The organism is Pseudomonas sp. KH_050 (assembly GCF_057838875.1).
Genome location: NZ_CM174478.1, coordinates 2943712 through 2960841, shown reverse-complemented (window position 1 = coordinate 2960841; position 17130 = coordinate 2943712). Strand labels below are relative to the sequence as shown.

6 protein-coding genes and 2 pseudogenes are annotated in these 17130 nt (G+C 60.6%); 3 read left to right on the top strand and 5 right to left on the bottom strand.

What is annotated here, in order from left to right; genetic code table 11:
* Positions 1 to 454: 454 nt before the first annotated feature.
* Positions 455 to 703: pseudogene (locus tag AC3IUA_RS13555) on the bottom strand (glutamine synthetase); the annotation flags it as partial.
* A 142-nt stretch (positions 704 to 845) separates the two neighbouring features.
* Positions 846 to 1730 (bottom strand): annotated as a pseudogene (locus AC3IUA_RS13550) (helix-turn-helix domain-containing protein).
* 421 nt (positions 1731 to 2151) lie between these two features.
* Here AC3IUA_RS13550 and AC3IUA_RS13545 point away from each other — a divergent pair.
* Complete coding sequence (locus AC3IUA_RS13545) at positions 2152 to 3768, top strand: arylsulfatase (RefSeq protein WP_489361609.1); 1617 nt, start codon at positions 2152 to 2154, stop codon at positions 3766 to 3768.
* 254 nt (positions 3769 to 4022) lie between these two features.
* Positions 4023 to 5129, top strand: a complete 1107-nt coding sequence (locus tag AC3IUA_RS13540) for a LuxR C-terminal-related transcriptional regulator (RefSeq protein ID WP_489361608.1) — start codon at positions 4023 to 4025, stop codon at positions 5127 to 5129.
* A gap of 268 nt (positions 5130 to 5397) precedes the next feature.
* Here AC3IUA_RS13540 and AC3IUA_RS13535 read toward each other — a convergent pair whose 3' ends face one another.
* Genes AC3IUA_RS13535 through AC3IUA_RS13525 form a run of 3 tightly spaced genes read right to left on the bottom strand, consistent with a single transcriptional unit; the run spans position 5398 to position 9855 of the window.
* Positions 5398 to 6777 (bottom strand): TolC family outer membrane protein, encoded by a 1380-nt coding sequence (locus AC3IUA_RS13535; RefSeq protein WP_489361606.1) that lies wholly within the window; start codon positions 6775 to 6777, stop codon positions 5398 to 5400.
* Positions 6778 to 6779: 2 nt separating this feature from the next.
* Positions 6780 to 8105 carry an HlyD family type I secretion periplasmic adaptor subunit gene (locus AC3IUA_RS13530; protein WP_489361604.1) on the bottom strand — a complete coding sequence of 442 codons (1326 nt, stop codon included), beginning with the start codon at positions 8103 to 8105 and terminating at the stop codon, positions 6780 to 6782.
* Positions 8074 to 9855: a type I secretion system permease/ATPase gene (locus AC3IUA_RS13525; protein ID WP_489361603.1), complete on the bottom strand. Its 1782-nt coding sequence runs from the start codon at positions 9853 to 9855 to the stop codon at positions 8074 to 8076. The genes AC3IUA_RS13530 and AC3IUA_RS13525 overlap by 32 nt, the downstream gene beginning before the upstream one ends.
* A 726-nt stretch (positions 9856 to 10581) precedes the next feature.
* Between AC3IUA_RS13525 and AC3IUA_RS13520 the strand changes: the two genes are divergently transcribed.
* A complete protein-coding gene (locus AC3IUA_RS13520) occupies positions 10582 to 16569 on the top strand; it encodes a DUF5801 repeats-in-toxin domain-containing protein (protein ID WP_489362341.1) in 5988 nt (1995 codons plus the stop codon).
* Positions 16570 to 17130: the final 561 nt, after the last annotated feature.

Below are 17130 nucleotides of genomic sequence, written 5' to 3'. Positions count from 1 at the left end.
GGGATGGGTGTAGGAGCTGGCGAAGCCTGCGATCTTTTGATCCTGGCGGCGGCGGTGTCCGCAGAAAAGATCGCAGGCTTCGCCAGCTCCTACGCCGACCGCGTGCACCTGCAACATCGTGGGTGCCTGCCACTCCCCCACGCCGGCTGCACGCGATCTCTCGCAGGAGCTGCCGCAGGCTGCGATCTTTTGATCCTGGCGGCGGCGGTGTCCGCAGAAAAGATCGCAGGCTTCGCCAGCTCCTACGCCGACCGCGTGCACCTGCAACGTCGTGGGTGCCTGCCACTCCCCCACGCCGGCTGCATGCGATCTCTCGCAGGAGCTGCCGCAGCCTGCGATCTTTTGATCCTGGCGGCGGCGGTGTCCGCAGAAAAGATCGCAAGCTTCGCCAGCTCCTACGCCGACCGCGTGCACCTGCAACATCGTGGGTGCCTGCCACTCCCCCACGCCGGCTGGGACGGCAGTGCATGTCGATATCCGCCGCGTCGAGCAGCTCGTAGTAGATATCGTCTTCGACATAGTCGCCGGTGACTGTCTGCAACAACACGCTCTCCGGCAGGCGCATGCCCTGCTCGTTGAGGAACTTGTTGGTCGGGGATATTTTTCCCCGGGCAATGCCGCTCAGATCAGAGATCAGGCACTCGACTTCAGTAATTTTGTTTTCTTTGAGCCAATGGCTCAGTCGGTCCAGATTGCCTTTCATAACGCCTCGTACAGGGAAATGCCCGAGCGCCCCATGGCTGCCCGGTTCCATGCTTCAAGGTGATAGTGCAATCAGGAGGATGCCGGCTTCTATCCGATTTGCGGCTTTGTTAGCGCCTCATTTTGGGGCGCAAACAAAGCGCTCAGCGGCGGCGCATCAGGGTACAGCTGGGAAGCTCGCCGAACAGCCCGCGATAGGCCTCGGAGAAACGCCCCAGGTGCCAGAATGACCAGCGCATGGCGATTTCCGCCACGGTGGTTTCACCCGCGCAGGTGCGCAGCAGATCGCGGCGCGCGAAGTTCAATCGACGCAACCGCTGCCACTGGCCGGGAGACACTCCGGTAAAGGCGGTGAAACTTTGCTGCAATTGGCGCACGGACACCCCGGCGCCATCGGCCAGTTGCAGCACATTGAAATGCTCTTGCGGGCACACCATGACCAGATCGAACACCCGTTGAATCAGCCGCCGGTCATGGACCAGGTGTTTTTGGCTGGCGCGCTCCAGGGTCTGGCTCGGGCAGTCGAGGATATACAGGCAATCGTCGACCAGTTGCTGCGCGAACCCCTCCTCGCCCACCGGCGGCTGCGCCGAGTCCAGCTGTTGCAGGGTGCTGCTCAACCAGCGGCCGAAGACCTGGCTCTGCTGGGAAACCAGCGGCGTCAGAAACAAGCCATCAAGGCGACTCAGGTTCAGGCAGTCGAGTTGCTTCAGGTACTGCGGACCGATCACCACGGCGACTTCCTGTTAGTTCTCCGGGGTGATCCAGGTGTTCCGGGTTTCTTCGTTGAGTAAGTACAGCGAGCCATTGCGAGTATCGAAACTGAACACCAGTGAATCCGCAGGCGCATGGAAATGCTGCTCGATTCGGGTGTTCATCCGCTCTTCATACACCTCAACCCCACCCAGCTCCATGTGCACGACCTTGCCCTGGAAATAACCGGGTGACATCTGTTGGTAATGCTCTTGCCAACCGGCGATGACCAGTTGCTGATCAACATCCGCAGTGTCGTGGGATTGAATCTGCATGGGATCTTCCTTCCTTGTATCCCTGCGCAGACGCGCGAGGACAGGGTCAGTGTTAATTATTATCAACGAACCCTAGCAGCGTGGAAAAAACAACACAAGACACGGAGAAATGTCAGTGATGGAACGAACCTCTCAAGTCAAACACTGACCCTGTGGCAAATCAAACACCGACTTGTGGCGAGGGAGCAAGCTCCCTCGCCACATGGGGCAGCGTCTGAGCAGGTACAGCGCGTAGTCGACGCCCATGCCCAACCAGACCCTTCAACTCAGGAGCTCCTGGATCTTCAACGTGTGACTCTACGTTGAAATGAAACTGGATATTTCAGTGTTAGTACCTACGCTATTTCCGGGGGATCCAATTTCGAGAACGTAGTTCAAAGACTGTTCTCGAGACACTTACGAAAGTGTTAAGGAGCTCAGCATGTACCAGAGAATCGTTTCTACGATGTTTGCCGTTACAGCGCTGCTGTCGGCGGCCGCATTGCCTGGCCTGTCCCTCGCGGACGATAAGCCGTCCCCCAACATAGTGGTGATCATGGGTGACGATATCGGCTGGTCAAATATCGGTGTCTACAACCAGGGTATGATGGCCGGAAGAACGCCGAACCTCGACACCCTCGCCGCCGAGGGCATGCGCTTCACCGATTATTATGCCGAAGCCAGTTGCACCGCCGGTCGCGCCAACTTCATCACCGGCGAACTGCCGATCCGGACCGGCATGACCACAGTCGGTCAGGCAGGTTCACCGATCGGTATTCCCGCCGAGGCGGTGACCATCGCCACCACGCTCAAATCCATGGGCTATGCCACGGGCCAGTTCGGCAAAAACCACTTGGGTGACCTCAACCAGTTCCTGCCCACCGTGCATGGTTTCGACGAATTTTTTGGCTACCTCTATCACCTGGACGCCATGGAAGATCCGGCACACCCCAACTATCCGCAGGCCCTGCTACCCACCGTCGGTCCGCGCAACATGGTCCACAGTTGGGCCACCACCACGGACGACCCGACTGTGATGCCGCGTTGGGGCAAGGTCGGCAAACAGAAAATTGAAGACGCCGGCACGCTCTATCCACAGCGGATGAAAACCGTTGACGAAGAGATTCGTGACAAGGCCTTCAGCTTCATCGACAAGGCCAGGCAGGACAACAAACCGTTCTTCCTGTGGCTCAATCCGACACGCATGCACATCGTCACGCACCTGTCCGACAGGTATCAAGCGATGCGTAACCCGGAAAACGGCTGGTCGGAACAGGAAGCCGGGATGGCACAGCTCGATGACATCGTTGGCGATGTGATGGCCAAGCTGAAGAAAGATGGCATTGACGAGAACACTATCGTCGTGTTCACGACTGACAACGGAGCGGAAAACTTCACCTGGCCGGATGGTGGTCAGACACCCTTCGCGATGGGAAAAGGCACCGTCATGGAGGGTGGTTTCCGGGTTCCGGCAATCATTCGTTGGCCGGGTAAAGTACCGGCAAACCAGATCGCCAACGGCATCATGTCCGGTATGGACTGGTTCCCTACCTTGGTCGCAGCGGCAGGCAACCCGAACATTACGGCTGAATTGCTCAAAGGCAAGCAACTGGGCGACAGGACCTACAAGGTTCACCTGGACGGTTACGACCAGACGCCGATGATCACCGGCAAAGGTCCGTCGAATCGTCATGAGATCTTCTACTTCGGAGAAAGTGCGCTCGGGGCCATACGCATCGACGATTACAAATACCGCTTCATCGATCAGCCGGGTGGCTGGATGGGCGCGAAGCTGGCGGTCGATGTGCCGGTTCTGACCAACCTGCGACTTGACCCGTTTGAACGTACCGGCTGGCCGGAGAACCAGTCGGCTGAGGGTTCCCAGCAGTATTTCGACTGGTTCAAGTATCAGTTCTGGCGTTTCGTGTTTGTCCAGCAGCAGGTCACCAAACTGGCTGAAACGGCGATTGAATACCCACCCATGCAAAAAGGCGCGAGCTTCAACCTTGATTCGGTCAAAGCCAAGATCGAGGCCGCCCGAGCCGCGATGTCAAAATAGTCGATTACCAGGGCGCCAACACCTGGTTTGGTGCCCTTCGCGGCCGTGTTTTAACACGGCCTGCGAAGGGAGATAGACAACCTGATACGAACCATTCGAAAGACACCGCTGATAACGCACTCATGCTGAAAGCGTGTTTTTTCCCGCTCAACATCCCGCCCCCCTGCGTTTCAGAATAGCTGACCTTGAAGCAAAGAAAGCAATAGGCCATCATTGCTGCAGCGTGTTCCTTAAAAGCGGCAGGCCCTTTCAGCATGGTGACTCAAGTACGCGAACAGCAGTTGTACGACGAACTCGTCGACCTGTGCTACGAGTGTGCGCTGGACACGACAACCTGGCAGCCCTTGCTGAAACGACTGGTCGAGGCCAGTGGTCATCAGCAGATTTGTTTGTTCTACGCCAGTTACCAGAAGCGCGACGCTCAAGCCGCGACGACCATCAACTTCTACACTTCGGCAGGATTGAACGGCTTCCAGGAGCAGTCATGGCAGCTTGCCCCCGGTCTTGATTTCAGGGATTCGCGCACCTTGGGTTGCTGGTACAACGAACTCATCGATTTCGGCGCCGAGCATGCCCTGCAAGACCCGGATGATCAGGCGTCCCTCCTCCCCCAGGGGCTGCATAATGTCGCCAGCGTGAGGCTCGATGAACAGGCCGACTCGGGCATCTACCTGACCGCACTCCACGAGGTCGGTGCGCCCTCGCCCTCTGCCCGGCACTTTGCGCTGCTGGAGCGAATCACCCCACACTTGCTCAAGGCGGTCAAACTGTCCGCCAGGATCAACTGCCTGGAACTGGATCTGGCCAAGCGTGACCTGCTGCTGGACCATCACCCGGCTCCGCTCTGGCTGCTCGATGGCGAGGGGCAGGTGCTGCACTGCAATCAGGCCGCGCGGCACATGAGCCTGAATGGTTCACCGCTGTTTGAAAAATTCGCCCACCTGCACAGCACCACTCAAGATACTTGTCTACGGGCACTTATCCGCCGTGCCGCGGGCAAAAACGGCAAGCGCCAGGCCGGCTGGCTACGCCTCGACACCATCGACTCGCAAGAGCTGCTGGTCACTCCGGCGCCGGTCGAAGCCGGCTACAACCGGCACTTCAACCAGCCATTGGTGCTGCTGGCACTGCTGGAAAAACGCCTGCCAAGCCCGTTGCTGGCCGAGCTTTTCCAGCTCAGCCCGGCCGAACACCGATTGGCCGAACTGCTGGCTCAGGGGCTGACCCTGGAAGGCTGCGCCACGCGCCTGAACGTCTCCATCAACACCGTGAGGACTCAGCTGCGCGCACTGTTCCGCAAAACCGGCACCACCCGTCAGGCGCAACTGATCATCCTCTTTACCCGGTTGATCGGGGGTTGAGGACTGGATACCCACCCCATTGCAGGTGTATCTGGTCGGCGTAGGAGCTGCCGCCAGGCTGCGATCTTTTCGGCGGCGCCGCCAATGCCGGATCAAAAGATCGCAGCCTGCGGCAGCTCCTACGGGGGGGATTGCGGATACCCACCCCATTGCAGGTGTACCCGGCCGGCGCGTAGGAGCTGCCGCAGGCTGCGATCTTTTCAGGGGCACCGCCAATGCCGGATCAAAAGATCGCAGCCTGCGGCCGCTCCTACGATCCAACGCGGGATCAGGGGCGCAGGAAGTCCTGGCCGGAGCTGCCGGGACTCAACCAGCCATTGACACTTTCGACACTTTCGGCCGGCGGTTTTCCGGCCCAGTGATTGAGGGTGAAGACATTGCTGATGAACTCGTACTGCGTCTTGAGCAGGTCACGCCGAGCGCGGAATTCGTTGCGTACGCTGGCCAATACATCGACGGCATTGACCATTCCGTAGGTAAGCGCTTTCTCTGCCGCCACTCTGGACAGCTGCGCCGAGGCCAGGGCCAGCCGACTCGCATTGATCTTTTCGCCGTTCGAACTGGCGGTCAGGTACGCGCTGGTGATCTCCTTGACCACCCGGCGCCGGATCGCTTCCAGTTGCTGCTCGGTGGCAAGCTGATCCTGGTAGAGCCCACGGACCCGCGCCGAGGTCGCGCCACCGCTGTACAGCGGCACCTGAACGCTGATTCCGGCGACATAGCTGTCGGTGCGGGGCGTCAGGGCATTGTTGTAGCCTTCGTTGGTCTCTTGTGCGCTCAGGCTCAGACTCAGGGTCGGATAGTGCCCGCCCTTGCCGCTGCGCAACGCTGCGCCCGCTGCTTCGACGCCGCTTTCGTTGGCCTTGAGCGCCGGGTTCAGGGCCATGCCCTCGCGGACCCAGGTTTCCAGACTCTGCGCCGAAACCCGTAGCTGCACGTCATCGCGAATCCGGTTGAGCTTCTCCTTGACCGGCCGGCCGACGATCTCCGCCAGCGCCTCGCGACTGATACTGGCCTGGTTGCGGGCATCCAGTTCCTGCGCAGCCAGCAAGTCCACCCGGGCCTTGAGGTCAAGCTGATCAGTAATTAATGCCAGCTGCTTTTCGTACAACGCATTGACTCGGTCCAGACTCTTTTGCGTGGTTCGACGCTCCGCCCTCACCAACTCCAGTTCATCCTCGGCCGCCAGCGCGGTGAAGTAACGCCGAGCCAATTCCACGGTGGCCTCGGCCTGGGCGTCCAGCGCTTCAGACTCGGACTGCCTGGCCAGGCTTTTGAATTTTTGGTAGTTCTCCCACGCGGCCTTGTTGTAGAGGTACTGACGCAGCACCAGGCTGTAGTTTTCGCTATCGTAACTCTGCTGCACCAGGTCGTTTTCCTGGTGAATCCGGTTCGACCCGGCGTTCAGCGATACTTGCGGCAACAACGCCCCCATGGCCTCGCGCTGATGTTCCTGGCCCGCCTGCGCTTGCGCATAGGAGGCCAATACCCGCGGATCTTCCAGCCGGGCCTCGCGATACAACTGCATGAGGTCGGTGGAAAACGTCGAGGCACTGACCCCGGTCGGCGTTGCTGCAGTGGGTTGCGCCAGGGCGGCACCCGCTGCAAGTATGAACAGACCGCCCAGCAGAACTGCCGACGCGCCCACGGTCATTCCTCGATCATCGATTGAGACATGGCATCACGGGCCGGCTGTATCAAGTACTGCAACAGCGTGCGTTGCCCGGTAATGATCAACACGTCCGCCGGCATCCCCGGCAACAACTTGCGCTCCCCCAAGGTCCGCGCACCGGCTTCGGTGACCCGGACCCGCGCCAGGTAATAGGCAGCCCCGGTCTTTTCGTTGGTCAGCCGGTCAGCCGACACGTTGCTGACCTCGCCTTCGATCACCGGAGTGGTTGAACTGTTGAACGCGCCGAAACGGATATCGGCACGTTTGCCGATGGCGATACGATCAATATCCACCGGCGCCACCTGGGCCTCTATTACCAGTTCGGAAACCGATGGAACAATGTCCAGCAGCGGCGTCGCCGGGCGCACGATTCCACCAATCGTATGCACCGTCATGCCAATCACCATGCCCGCGTCGGGTGCGCGGATGACGATACGACTGAGTCGATCCTCCAGGGCCGAGGTTTTCTCTTGCAGGTCGTACAACCTGGTCTGAACCTCGGCCAGCTGCTTGACAACCTCGGCATTGAAGTCTTTATCGATTTGTAGAATCTGCAGCTGTGTTTCGTTGATCTGCAGACGAGTCCTGTTGATAGTGGAGCGGTGATCCGCCACCTCCGACCTGAGCATCCCCAGCTTGCGCTCCTGCTCGAGCAGACGTTGTTTGTCAACGAACCCTTGCTTCAGCAGGTCGGTCAATTCATCGATTTCACCGTTGTAGGATTTCTCCAGATAAACCTTGGCACCGATCATCGATTCCAATCCCTTGATCTGTTGATGCAACTGGCCAATGCGCTCCCGCAGCACCGCTATCTGGCCCAGCCGCGAGCCCTGCCGAGCGTTGAATACCTGGGTCTCGCCCTGGCGCGCTTCCACACCTCGCAGACTGGCTGGATCGGCTATCTCGCCAAAGCCGATCGCCGGCAGCGTGTCGCGCTCCGCTCTGAGCCTTGCCTCCATGGCACTGGCCGCGACCAGTTGGCTTCGGGTCATCTCGTATTCGAAGCGCAGTTGGGCATCATCGAGAATGATCAGCGGATCATCCCGCTTGACGATGTCACCGTCATGGGCCAGTACCGCCTTGACGATACCCCCTTCAAGATGCTGAACCGTTTTGCGGTAAGCCTGCACGGTGACCACCCCAGGTGCGTAAGCGGCACCGTCCAGCGGCGCGATCGCCGCCCAGGTGCCGAACAGGCCGAAGGTCATCAATACAATGCCCAAACCCAGGCGACGTACTTTACGATCAGATATCGGCAGGTCGGCGAAGCTATCAATTTGACGACTGGGAATTGTAGGGTTCATCGACATCGTCCTTGCAGGTAGCGACCGAAGCCATGTTTGCGCCTGCTGGCGTGGCGTGCTTTTGTGCCTGCTGATGCGCGTTGAGTTCGGCCAGCACATGCTCGCGCGGCCCATAAAGACTGATAACCCCAGCGATCATCACCATGAGCCGATCAAGCTGCGACACGATGTTGGTTCGGTGGGTAATTACAAACAGGGTCGCGCCGGTCTGCTTGATTTTCGGGATGGCTTCCGCCAAGGCGCGATCACCGACTTCGTCGAGATTGGAATTGGGTTCGTCGAGAATAATCAGCCGCGGGTTGCCATACAGGGCGCGGGCCAGTCCGATACGCTGGCGCTGCCCTCCCGACAGCATGACGCCTTCGCTGCCAATGACGGTGTCGTAGCCATCGGGCAAGAGCAAAATCATTTCGTGAACGCCAGCGGTTCTGGCCGCCAGAATGACTTTCGCCGAATCGACCGCGGCGAAACGGGCAATGTTCTCGCTGATACTGCCTTCGAACAATTCAATGTCCTGGGGCAGGTAACCGATATGCGGCCCAAGCTCGGTTTTGTCCCACAAACTGATGTCGGCACCATCCAGCCGGACCACGCCATGCTGCGGCGCCCACACCCCCATCAGAGCCCTGGCCAGGGTGGACTTGCCCGCGGCACTCGGGCCGATGATTCCGACAACGCAGCCGGCAGGTGCGCTGAAACTGATGTTTTTGATGATCGGGGTTTTCGAGCCGGGTGCCGCGACAACCAGATTCTCCACCTGTACGTGCCCCTGAGGCGCAGGCAAAGACATACGCTCGGGTTGCGCCTGTTGTTTGTCGAGTATGTCGTTCAGACGGCTGTACTGCGAGCGAGCCGCAATAAACCCCTTCCAGCTGCCGATGATCAGATCGATGGGGGCCAGTGCACGCCCCAACAGCACGGCCCCGGCAAACACCATGCCTGCCCCCACCTGATGGTCCACCGCGAGGTAAGCCCCCAGGCCCAGCACCAGTGATTGCACGAGGAGCCGGAAGGACCGGGAAAGCGTACTGACAATGGCCCCTCTATCGCTCGCCTGAGACTGCAGGAACAGAACGTTTTTTTGCCGCCCCCCCCAACGATCCATCAGGGTTTCAAGCATGCCCATGGACTCGATGACTTCGGCGTTGCGCAGGTTCTTCGTAGTGTAGAGCGTCGCGCCGATATGCTCCTTGTTGGCCTGGGCCAGCGCCGACCCCGTCAGCTTCTCATTGATAAACGCCAGTAACAGCAATAACAGAGCGCTGCCCGTCGCTACCCAGCCAAACCACGGATGAAACAGGAACATCACCACGATGTAGATCGGCAACCAGGGCGCATCGAAAAAAGCGAACAACCCATTACCGGAGAGAAACTGTCTCAAACCCGTCAAGTCGTTGAGTGACTGGGCTGACGCATCCATGCCGCCACTGTCCAGAGCCCGTTTGAAACTGGCTTTATAGACCTGGCGATTGAGCAGCACATCCAGCCGGGTACTGACCCGGACCATGATTCGTGAACGAACCCACTCCAGTGAGCCGAGCGTGGCCACCAGCAAGGTCATGATCAGCGTCAGCATTACCAGGGTTGACAGGCTTCCGCTGGTCATCACTCGCCCATACACCTGAAGCATATAGAAGGTAGGAACGAGCATTAGCGCGTTGATGAAAAAACTGAACAAACCAACAAAAATAAAACTGTCTCTACAGGTTTTCAACGCATTTTTCAGACTGTTCTCAGGTGTGCTTCGCATTGAAACTCCTGCTCGAAAAGCCATTTTTTGTGGAGTTTAGATCATGCCGAACGGCTGTGTGTAGCCACTGGCCGGATCGCCTCCGGCAACGAGTATTACCCAGGCCAGCGCCGCGTTCATCCCCTTTCCCCCTCCCAAGTAGTCTGAAACTCCCACCCCGCCTGGGAGTAACGGCCGATGCGCAATCCCCGACGCTTACCCATAGTTGCGGCCTACAGCAGAAAAAGGTCCACGGTCAGGCCTCGATGACCAGAGATTAGAATTGCTCAGGAGGAAGTCATGGCTAATTCCAAGAAAAACTCATCGCTAACGAGCGACCTGACCGGTAACACCGGTGCCGATCGGAGCGATCCGGCCCCCCTATACACTCCGACCGTCACCACCGACCTGAGAGACTACGCACCCGGCAGCACCGCCATCATCACCGCCAGCGGCTTCGCCGCCGGCAGCACAGTGAAGCTCGAAGTGGAGCACGCCATCGGCGCCGGCGCGGATAACGTGTGGGGCACGCCCGACGACGTGCTCGATACCAACACCGGCGCGGGACATGAGCCCTGGTACGTGACCGACGGCGGCGCCGGCGATCTCGACGGCCAAGTCAACGGCAGCGTCACGACCTCGTGGTACGTGAATCCCGACGATTCGGCAGGCGCGACGTTTCTGCTCACCGCGGCCTCTGCGGGTGTCGATCGTGTGTTCGGCACCAGTGACGACTCAGTGGCGACAATGTCGTTTACGGACAGCGTTCTGAGCGTCGTGGCGACCGGCGTGAACGTTACGCTGGACGAAACGGCCGGGTTGCAGAACACCACCGCCACTCCAAGCCCTGCGGGAGACGCTGACGACAACGACATTCTGGTGGCGTCCCTGCCCTCGACCTTCTCTACCCGTTTGACCGCACTTGGCGCAGGTACCGCCACGGGTGCGGCCTTGAGTGGCTATACCGGTGCCGCGGGCAACACGGGCAGCAATGCGTTCACCCTCACCGCTGACCCCGGCGCAAGCATTACCGATATCAGCTTCGTCGACAGCGCTGGCGCACCGCTCAATGGCCTGGACAGCGGACTGGATACCCTCGATGGCACCAGCATCCTTCTCTATACCGATACGAACAACAACATCGTTCTGGGCCGAGCCGGGAGTCCAACCGGCGCGATCGTGTTCGCTGCCTATATTGAAGAAACCGGATCGCCGGTCACGGGCGGCAAGATCTGGACCGTGGAGTACCAACCGCTCAAGCATCCGGACACCAGCAATCCCGACGATGCTGTCAATCTGCTGAATAAGGTTTTCATCGGAGCCAGTCAGGATCTGGTATTCAGTCTGGCCAATGCGCCCTCCGGTCAGAACCTCTTCCTGATGTTCACGACGGCGAACCCGACAACTGAAACGGTCAATGGTGTTGTGCGGATCACGGATCCCACGATCATCGCCACCGGGAAGAACCCCGCAGACCAGTCAACTGGCGCCAATATAAGCACTGGCGACACGATCAATACCAGCCAGGCAGGTGGCCCGACCACCTTCGGCACCAACAATCAGATGATTACGGAACAGGAAGGCATCCGCTTTTCGTTCGTCACGGGTGCCAGGCAGAATGTGACCATTCCCAACCTGGATCAGACCGAAGCAGATATTGAATCCAACATCGACTTTACCGACGTCTTCAATGCGAAGTCGGCCACTTTCGACGTCGTGCAGTTGCAAAGCGGCAAGAGTGCTGTGGTAAAAATCAGCGCATTCAGCACCGCTGCTGAACCTGGCGTGAATTTCATCAACGGATATGTGGGTGATACGTCGGTTGCCCTCACCAATGTTCGCGTCATCAACATTAGCACCGGGCTGGTGATCGAGAATTCAGACGGATCGGTGAATGATCCGACCATTGGCATCAGCTTTGCCGCTGGGGTTGCAACAATCACCGGCGTTAAAGCCGGCTACAGGGTTGAATACACCACAACGTCGGATCACAACCGCGTGCTCATCGAGAACGGGGCGGCCCTCGACGCCAAGGGCAATGACCACGCCGATTTTGATATCGGTGGCTTCAAGCTGCTCCAAGCCTCTATTGCGAAAGCCGAAATCGGCTCCAAGATGATCTTCGAAGATGACGGGCCGAGCATCAGCACCACCGGCGCGGAGCCGACGCTGACGGTGGACGAAACGGTGCTGGCGACCAACGCCACCCAGAGCTTTGCCGCCAACTTCAGCTCGGCGTTTGGCGCTGATGGCGCGGGCACCCTGACCTATGCGCTGGGCGTGGTGGCGGGTGCCTCCGGGCTGACCGACACGGCCACCGGCGAGGCGGTGAACCTGTCGCTCAACGGCGCCGTGGTGGAAGGCCGCACGGCGACGAGCAATGCGCTGGTGTTCACCGTCAGCGTGGCCGCCAATGGTGACGTCACGCTCGACCAGATCCGCGCCGTGGTGCATCCCGACACCACCAATCCCGATGATTCGAAGACTCTGACCTCGGACAATCTGGTGACGCTGACGGCGACCAAGACCGATGGGGACGGCGACAGCGTCCAGGCGACCCTCAACATCGGGCAGAACCTGGTGTTCAAGGACGACGGGCCGAGCATCAGCACCACCGGCGCGGAGCCGACGCTGACGGTGGACGAAACGGTGCTGGCGACCAACGCCACCCAGAGCTTTGCCGCCAACTTCAGCTCGGCGTTTGGCGCTGATGGCGCGGGCACCCTGACCTATGCGCTGGGCGTGGTGGCGGGTGCCTCCGGGCTGACCGACACGGCCACCGGCGAGGCGGTGAACCTGTCGCTCAACGGCGCCGTGGTGGAAGGCCGCACGGCGACGAGCAACGCGCTGGTGTTCACCGTCAGCGTGGCCGCCAATGGTGACGTCACGCTCGACCAGATCCGCGCCGTGGTGCATCCCGACACCACCAATCCCGATGATTCGAAGACTCTGACCTCGGACAATCTGGTGACGCTGACGGCGACCAAGACCGATGGGGACGGCGACAGCGTCCAGGCGACCCTCAACATCGGGCAGAACCTGGTGTTCAAGGACGACGGGCCGAGCATCAGCACCACCGGCGCGGAGCCGACGCTGACGGTGGACGAAACGGTGCTGGCGACCAACGCCACCCAGAGCTTTGCCGCCAACTTCAGCTCGGCGTTTGGCGCTGATGGCGCGGGCACCCTGACCTATGCGCTGGGCGTGGTGGCGGGTGCCTCCGGGCTGACCGACACGGCCACCGGCGAGGCGGTGAACCTGTCGCTCAACGGCACCGTGGTGGAAGGCCGCACGGCGACGAGCAACGCGCTGGTGTTCACCGTCAGCGTGGCCGCCAATGGCGACGTCACGCTCGACCAGATCCGCGCCGTGGTGCATCCCGACACCACCAATCCCGATGATTCGAAGACTCTGTCGGCGGACAATCTGGTGACGCTGACGGCGACCAAGACCGATGGGGACGGCGACAGCGTCCAGGCGACCCTCAACATCGGGCAGAACCTGGTGTTCAAGGACGACGGGCCGAGCATCAGCACCACCGGCGTGGAGCCGACGCTGACGGTGGACGAAACGGTGCTGGCGACCAACGCCACCCAGAGCTTTGCCGCCAACTTCAGCTCGGCGTTTGGCGCTGATGGCGCGGGCACCCTGACCTATGCGCTGGGCGTGGTGGCGGGTGCCTCCGGGCTGACCGACACGGCCACCGGCGAGGCGGTGAACCTGTCGCTCAACGGCACCGTGGTGGAAGGCCGCACGGCGACGAGCAACGCGCTGGTGTTCACCGTCAGCGTGGCCGCCAATGGTGACGTCACGCTCGACCAGATCCGCGCCGTGGTGCATCCCGACACCACCAATCCCGATGATTCGAAGACTCTGACCTCGGACAATCTGGTGACGCTGACGGCGACCAAGACCGATGGGGACGGCGACAGCGTCCAGGCGACCCTCAACATCGGGCAGAACCTGGTGTTCAAGGACGATGGGCCGAGCATCAGCACCACCGGCGTGGAGCCGACGCTGACGGTGGACGAGACGGTGCTGGCGACCAACGCCACCCAGAGCTTTGCCGCCAACTTCAGCTCGGCGTTTGGCGCTGATGGCGCGGGCACCCTGACCTATGCGCTGGGCGTGGTGGCGGGTGCCTCCGGGCTGACCGACACGGCCACCGGCGAGGCGGTGAACCTGTCGCTCAACGGCACCGTGGTGGAAGGCCGCACAGCGACGAGCAATGCGCTGGTGTTCACCGTCAGCGTGGCCGCCAATGGCGACGTCACGCTCGACCAGATCCGCGCCGTGGTGCATCCCGACACCACCAATCCCGATGATTCGAAGACTCTGTCGGCGGACAATCTGGTGACGCTGACGGCGACCAAGACCGATGGGGACGGCGACAGCGTCCAGGCGACCCTCAACATCGGGCAGAACCTGGTGTTCAAGGACGATGGGCCGAGCATCAGCACCACCGGCGTGGAGCCGACGCTGACGGTGGACGAGACGGTGCTGGCGACCAACGCCACCCAGAGCTTTGCCGCCAACTTCAGCTCGGCGTTTGGCGCTGATGGCGCGGGCACCCTGACCTATGCGCTGGGCGTGGTGGCGGGTGCCTCCGGGCTGACCGACACGGCCACCGGCGAGGCGGTGAACCTGTCGCTCAACGGCACCGTGGTGGAAGGCCGCACAGCGACGAGCAATGCGCTGGTGTTCACCGTCAGCGTGGCCGCCAATGGTGACGTCACGCTCGACCAGATCCGCGCCGTGGTGCATCCCGACACCACCAATCCCGATGATTCGAAGACTCTGTCGGCGGACAATCTGGTGACGCTGACGGCGACCAAGACCGATGGGGACGGCGACAGCGTCCAGGCGACCCTCAACATCGGGCAGAACCTGGTGTTCAAGGACGACGGGCCGAGCATCAGCACCACCGGCGTGGAGCCGACGCTGACGGTGGACGAAACGGTACTGGCGACCAACGCCACCCAGAGCTTTGCCGCCAACTTCAGCTCGGCGTTTGGCGCTGATGGCGCGGGCACCCTGACCTATGCGCTGGGCGTGGTGGCGGGTGCCTCCGGGCTGACCGACACGGCCACCGGCCAGGCGGTGAACCTGTCGCTCAACGGCACCGTGGTGGAAGGCCGCACAGCGACGAGCAATGCGCTGGTGTTCACCGTCAGCGTGGCCGCCAATGGTGACGTCACGCTCGACCAGATCCGCGCCGTGGTGCATCCCGTCACGACCAATCCCGATGATTCGAAGACTCTGACCTCGGACAATCTGGTGACGCTGACGGCGACCAAGACCGATGGGGACGGCGACAGCGCCCAGGCGACGCTCAACATCGGGCAGAACCTGGTGTTCAAGGACGACGGCCCAACACTCGCGTTCGGCAACCTGATCGGGACCGGTAGCATCCTTGCGCAATACGGGTTCTGGAACAATTCGGCCGGAGCCGACGGGCTGGGTGCGACCGGTCTGGATATCTCGTTGGTGAATGGCCAGTTCACCCTCGTCAGGCCAGACAACACGACCACGACCGGGACCGGCACGCTCACCGAGCAGACGCCCTCACCGGACGCCAATGGCGCGTACCAATTCGCAGGGACTTTGACCGGCGATTTCGACAACAACACCGACACAGCGGATACCAGCGTCGACTACACGCTGACCGCCTTCGCCAATGGCAGCTATGCACTGGATCTGGTGCAAGGCATCAGTTCGACGATCGTCCGGAGCACTGAGGATGGCTCGCTCGGTGCCGGCGGCCCGGATCCCGTGCGCACATTGTTAATTCCGGCGCAGAATCCGCCGACTATTCCTTCGCCATCTGAGGAGATTGTCTTTTTTGGTGTTAACGCGACCGCTACCTCAGCCGATATATTTTCCGCCATCGCGCCGGGAGCGCCCGACCTCACCGAAGCGCAGATAGAAGCCGGCGGGTTTGCATTCATCGGCACCGCGAACATGAACGTCAGCACGTCCGGGATCGGCATTACCAACAACAACCTGGATGGAAACGGAACGGCAGGCATCAATGCCGGTGACGAGAGTTTCGTCATCAATCCCGAGACCTTGTTGACGGGCATGAAAATTTTCATCGACAACTCGGTGCAGGGGTACGACCCGGCAACGGAAGAGCTGTACTACACGATCTTCTACGAGGACGGCACGATTTCGGGTCCGCCGACGAAGGTTCTTGCCGCTGATCTGACTTCGGAGGATGGAGGACAGACGTCCTTCGTCATCGAGAGAACGGACTCGAAGCTCATTGATGCGGTTCAGCTCACGATGGGCCTGGGCGTGATCAAGGTCCCGGTGATCGAATTCATTCAGGAGACCGAGAACCTGGCCAGCGATGTCCAGCTGACGTTCAGCGCGACGCTGACGGACAAGGATGGGGACTCGGCGACGAGTACGTTTGACGCCAACCTGTTCGCCACCAACCCGCCCGACGCACTCTTCGACTACACGCTGGTTGGCACGGGCGGTGAGCGTGATGCCTTCAACATCGATTTATCATTCTCCGAGAACCTGTACCAGGTCACCGGCTTCGATGCGGCCCCAAGCCTGCGAGACACGCTGGTGCTCAACGGCGACCAGAACGCCGTTGTCCAATCGATCGACACTTCCGGCGCAGACAGCATCGTGACGATTGCCGAGGATGGCGGACAAACAACGACCATCACCTTGGTCGGGGTCGATGTTCTGGCTAGCGACATTGTTTTTGGCGGCGTCTGAGGCATCGAGCGTGAAAGGATGCGAGGGTGGCGTAGAAACCACCCTCGCATTGCTTTTTGCAGTTCTAGTATGAGATCCGCACGACAAGTTCAGCTCGACGCGCTGGCGGTTAAAGCCCGGGCGGCCTTGAGCACCGGCGCCATGTCCTTATTCACAAACGGAATATGCGGCCCCGCGCCTTCGCGTCATCCCGTTTCCCCCTCCCAAGTAGTCTGAAACTCCCACCCCGCCTGGGAGTATCGGCCGATGCGCAATCCCCGGCGCTTATTCATAGTTACTGGTCTACAGCAGAAAAAGGTCCACGGTCAGGCCTCGATGACCAGAGACTAGAATTGCTCAGGAGGAAGTCATGGCTAATTCCAAGAAAAACTCATCGCTAACGAGCGACCTGACCGGTAACACCGGTGCCGATCGGAGCGATCCGGCCCCCCTATACACTCCGACCGTCACCACCGACCTGAGAGACTACGCACCCGGCAGCACCGCCATCATCACCGCCAGCGGCTTCGCCGCCGGCAGCACAGTGAAGCTCGAAGTGGAGCACGCCATCGGCGCCGGCGC

Excerpts from the sequence above, each read along its gene's own strand:
- AC3IUA_RS13530 (WP_489361604.1), bottom strand. The coding sequence starts at position 8,105 with ATGAACCCTACAATTCCCAGTCGTCAAATTGATAGCTTCGCCGACCTG.
- AC3IUA_RS13525 (WP_489361603.1), bottom strand. The coding sequence starts at position 9,855 with ATGCGAAGCACACCTGAGAACAGTCTGAAAAATGCGTTGAAAACCTGT.
- AC3IUA_RS13545 (WP_489361609.1), top strand. The coding sequence starts at position 2,152 with ATGTACCAGAGAATCGTTTCTACGATGTTTGCCGTTACAGCGCTGCTG.
- AC3IUA_RS13520 (WP_489362341.1), top strand. The coding sequence starts at position 10,582 with ATGTCGTTTACGGACAGCGTTCTGAGCGTCGTGGCGACCGGCGTGAAC.
- AC3IUA_RS13540 (WP_489361608.1), top strand. The coding sequence starts at position 4,023 with ATGGTGACTCAAGTACGCGAACAGCAGTTGTACGACGAACTCGTCGAC.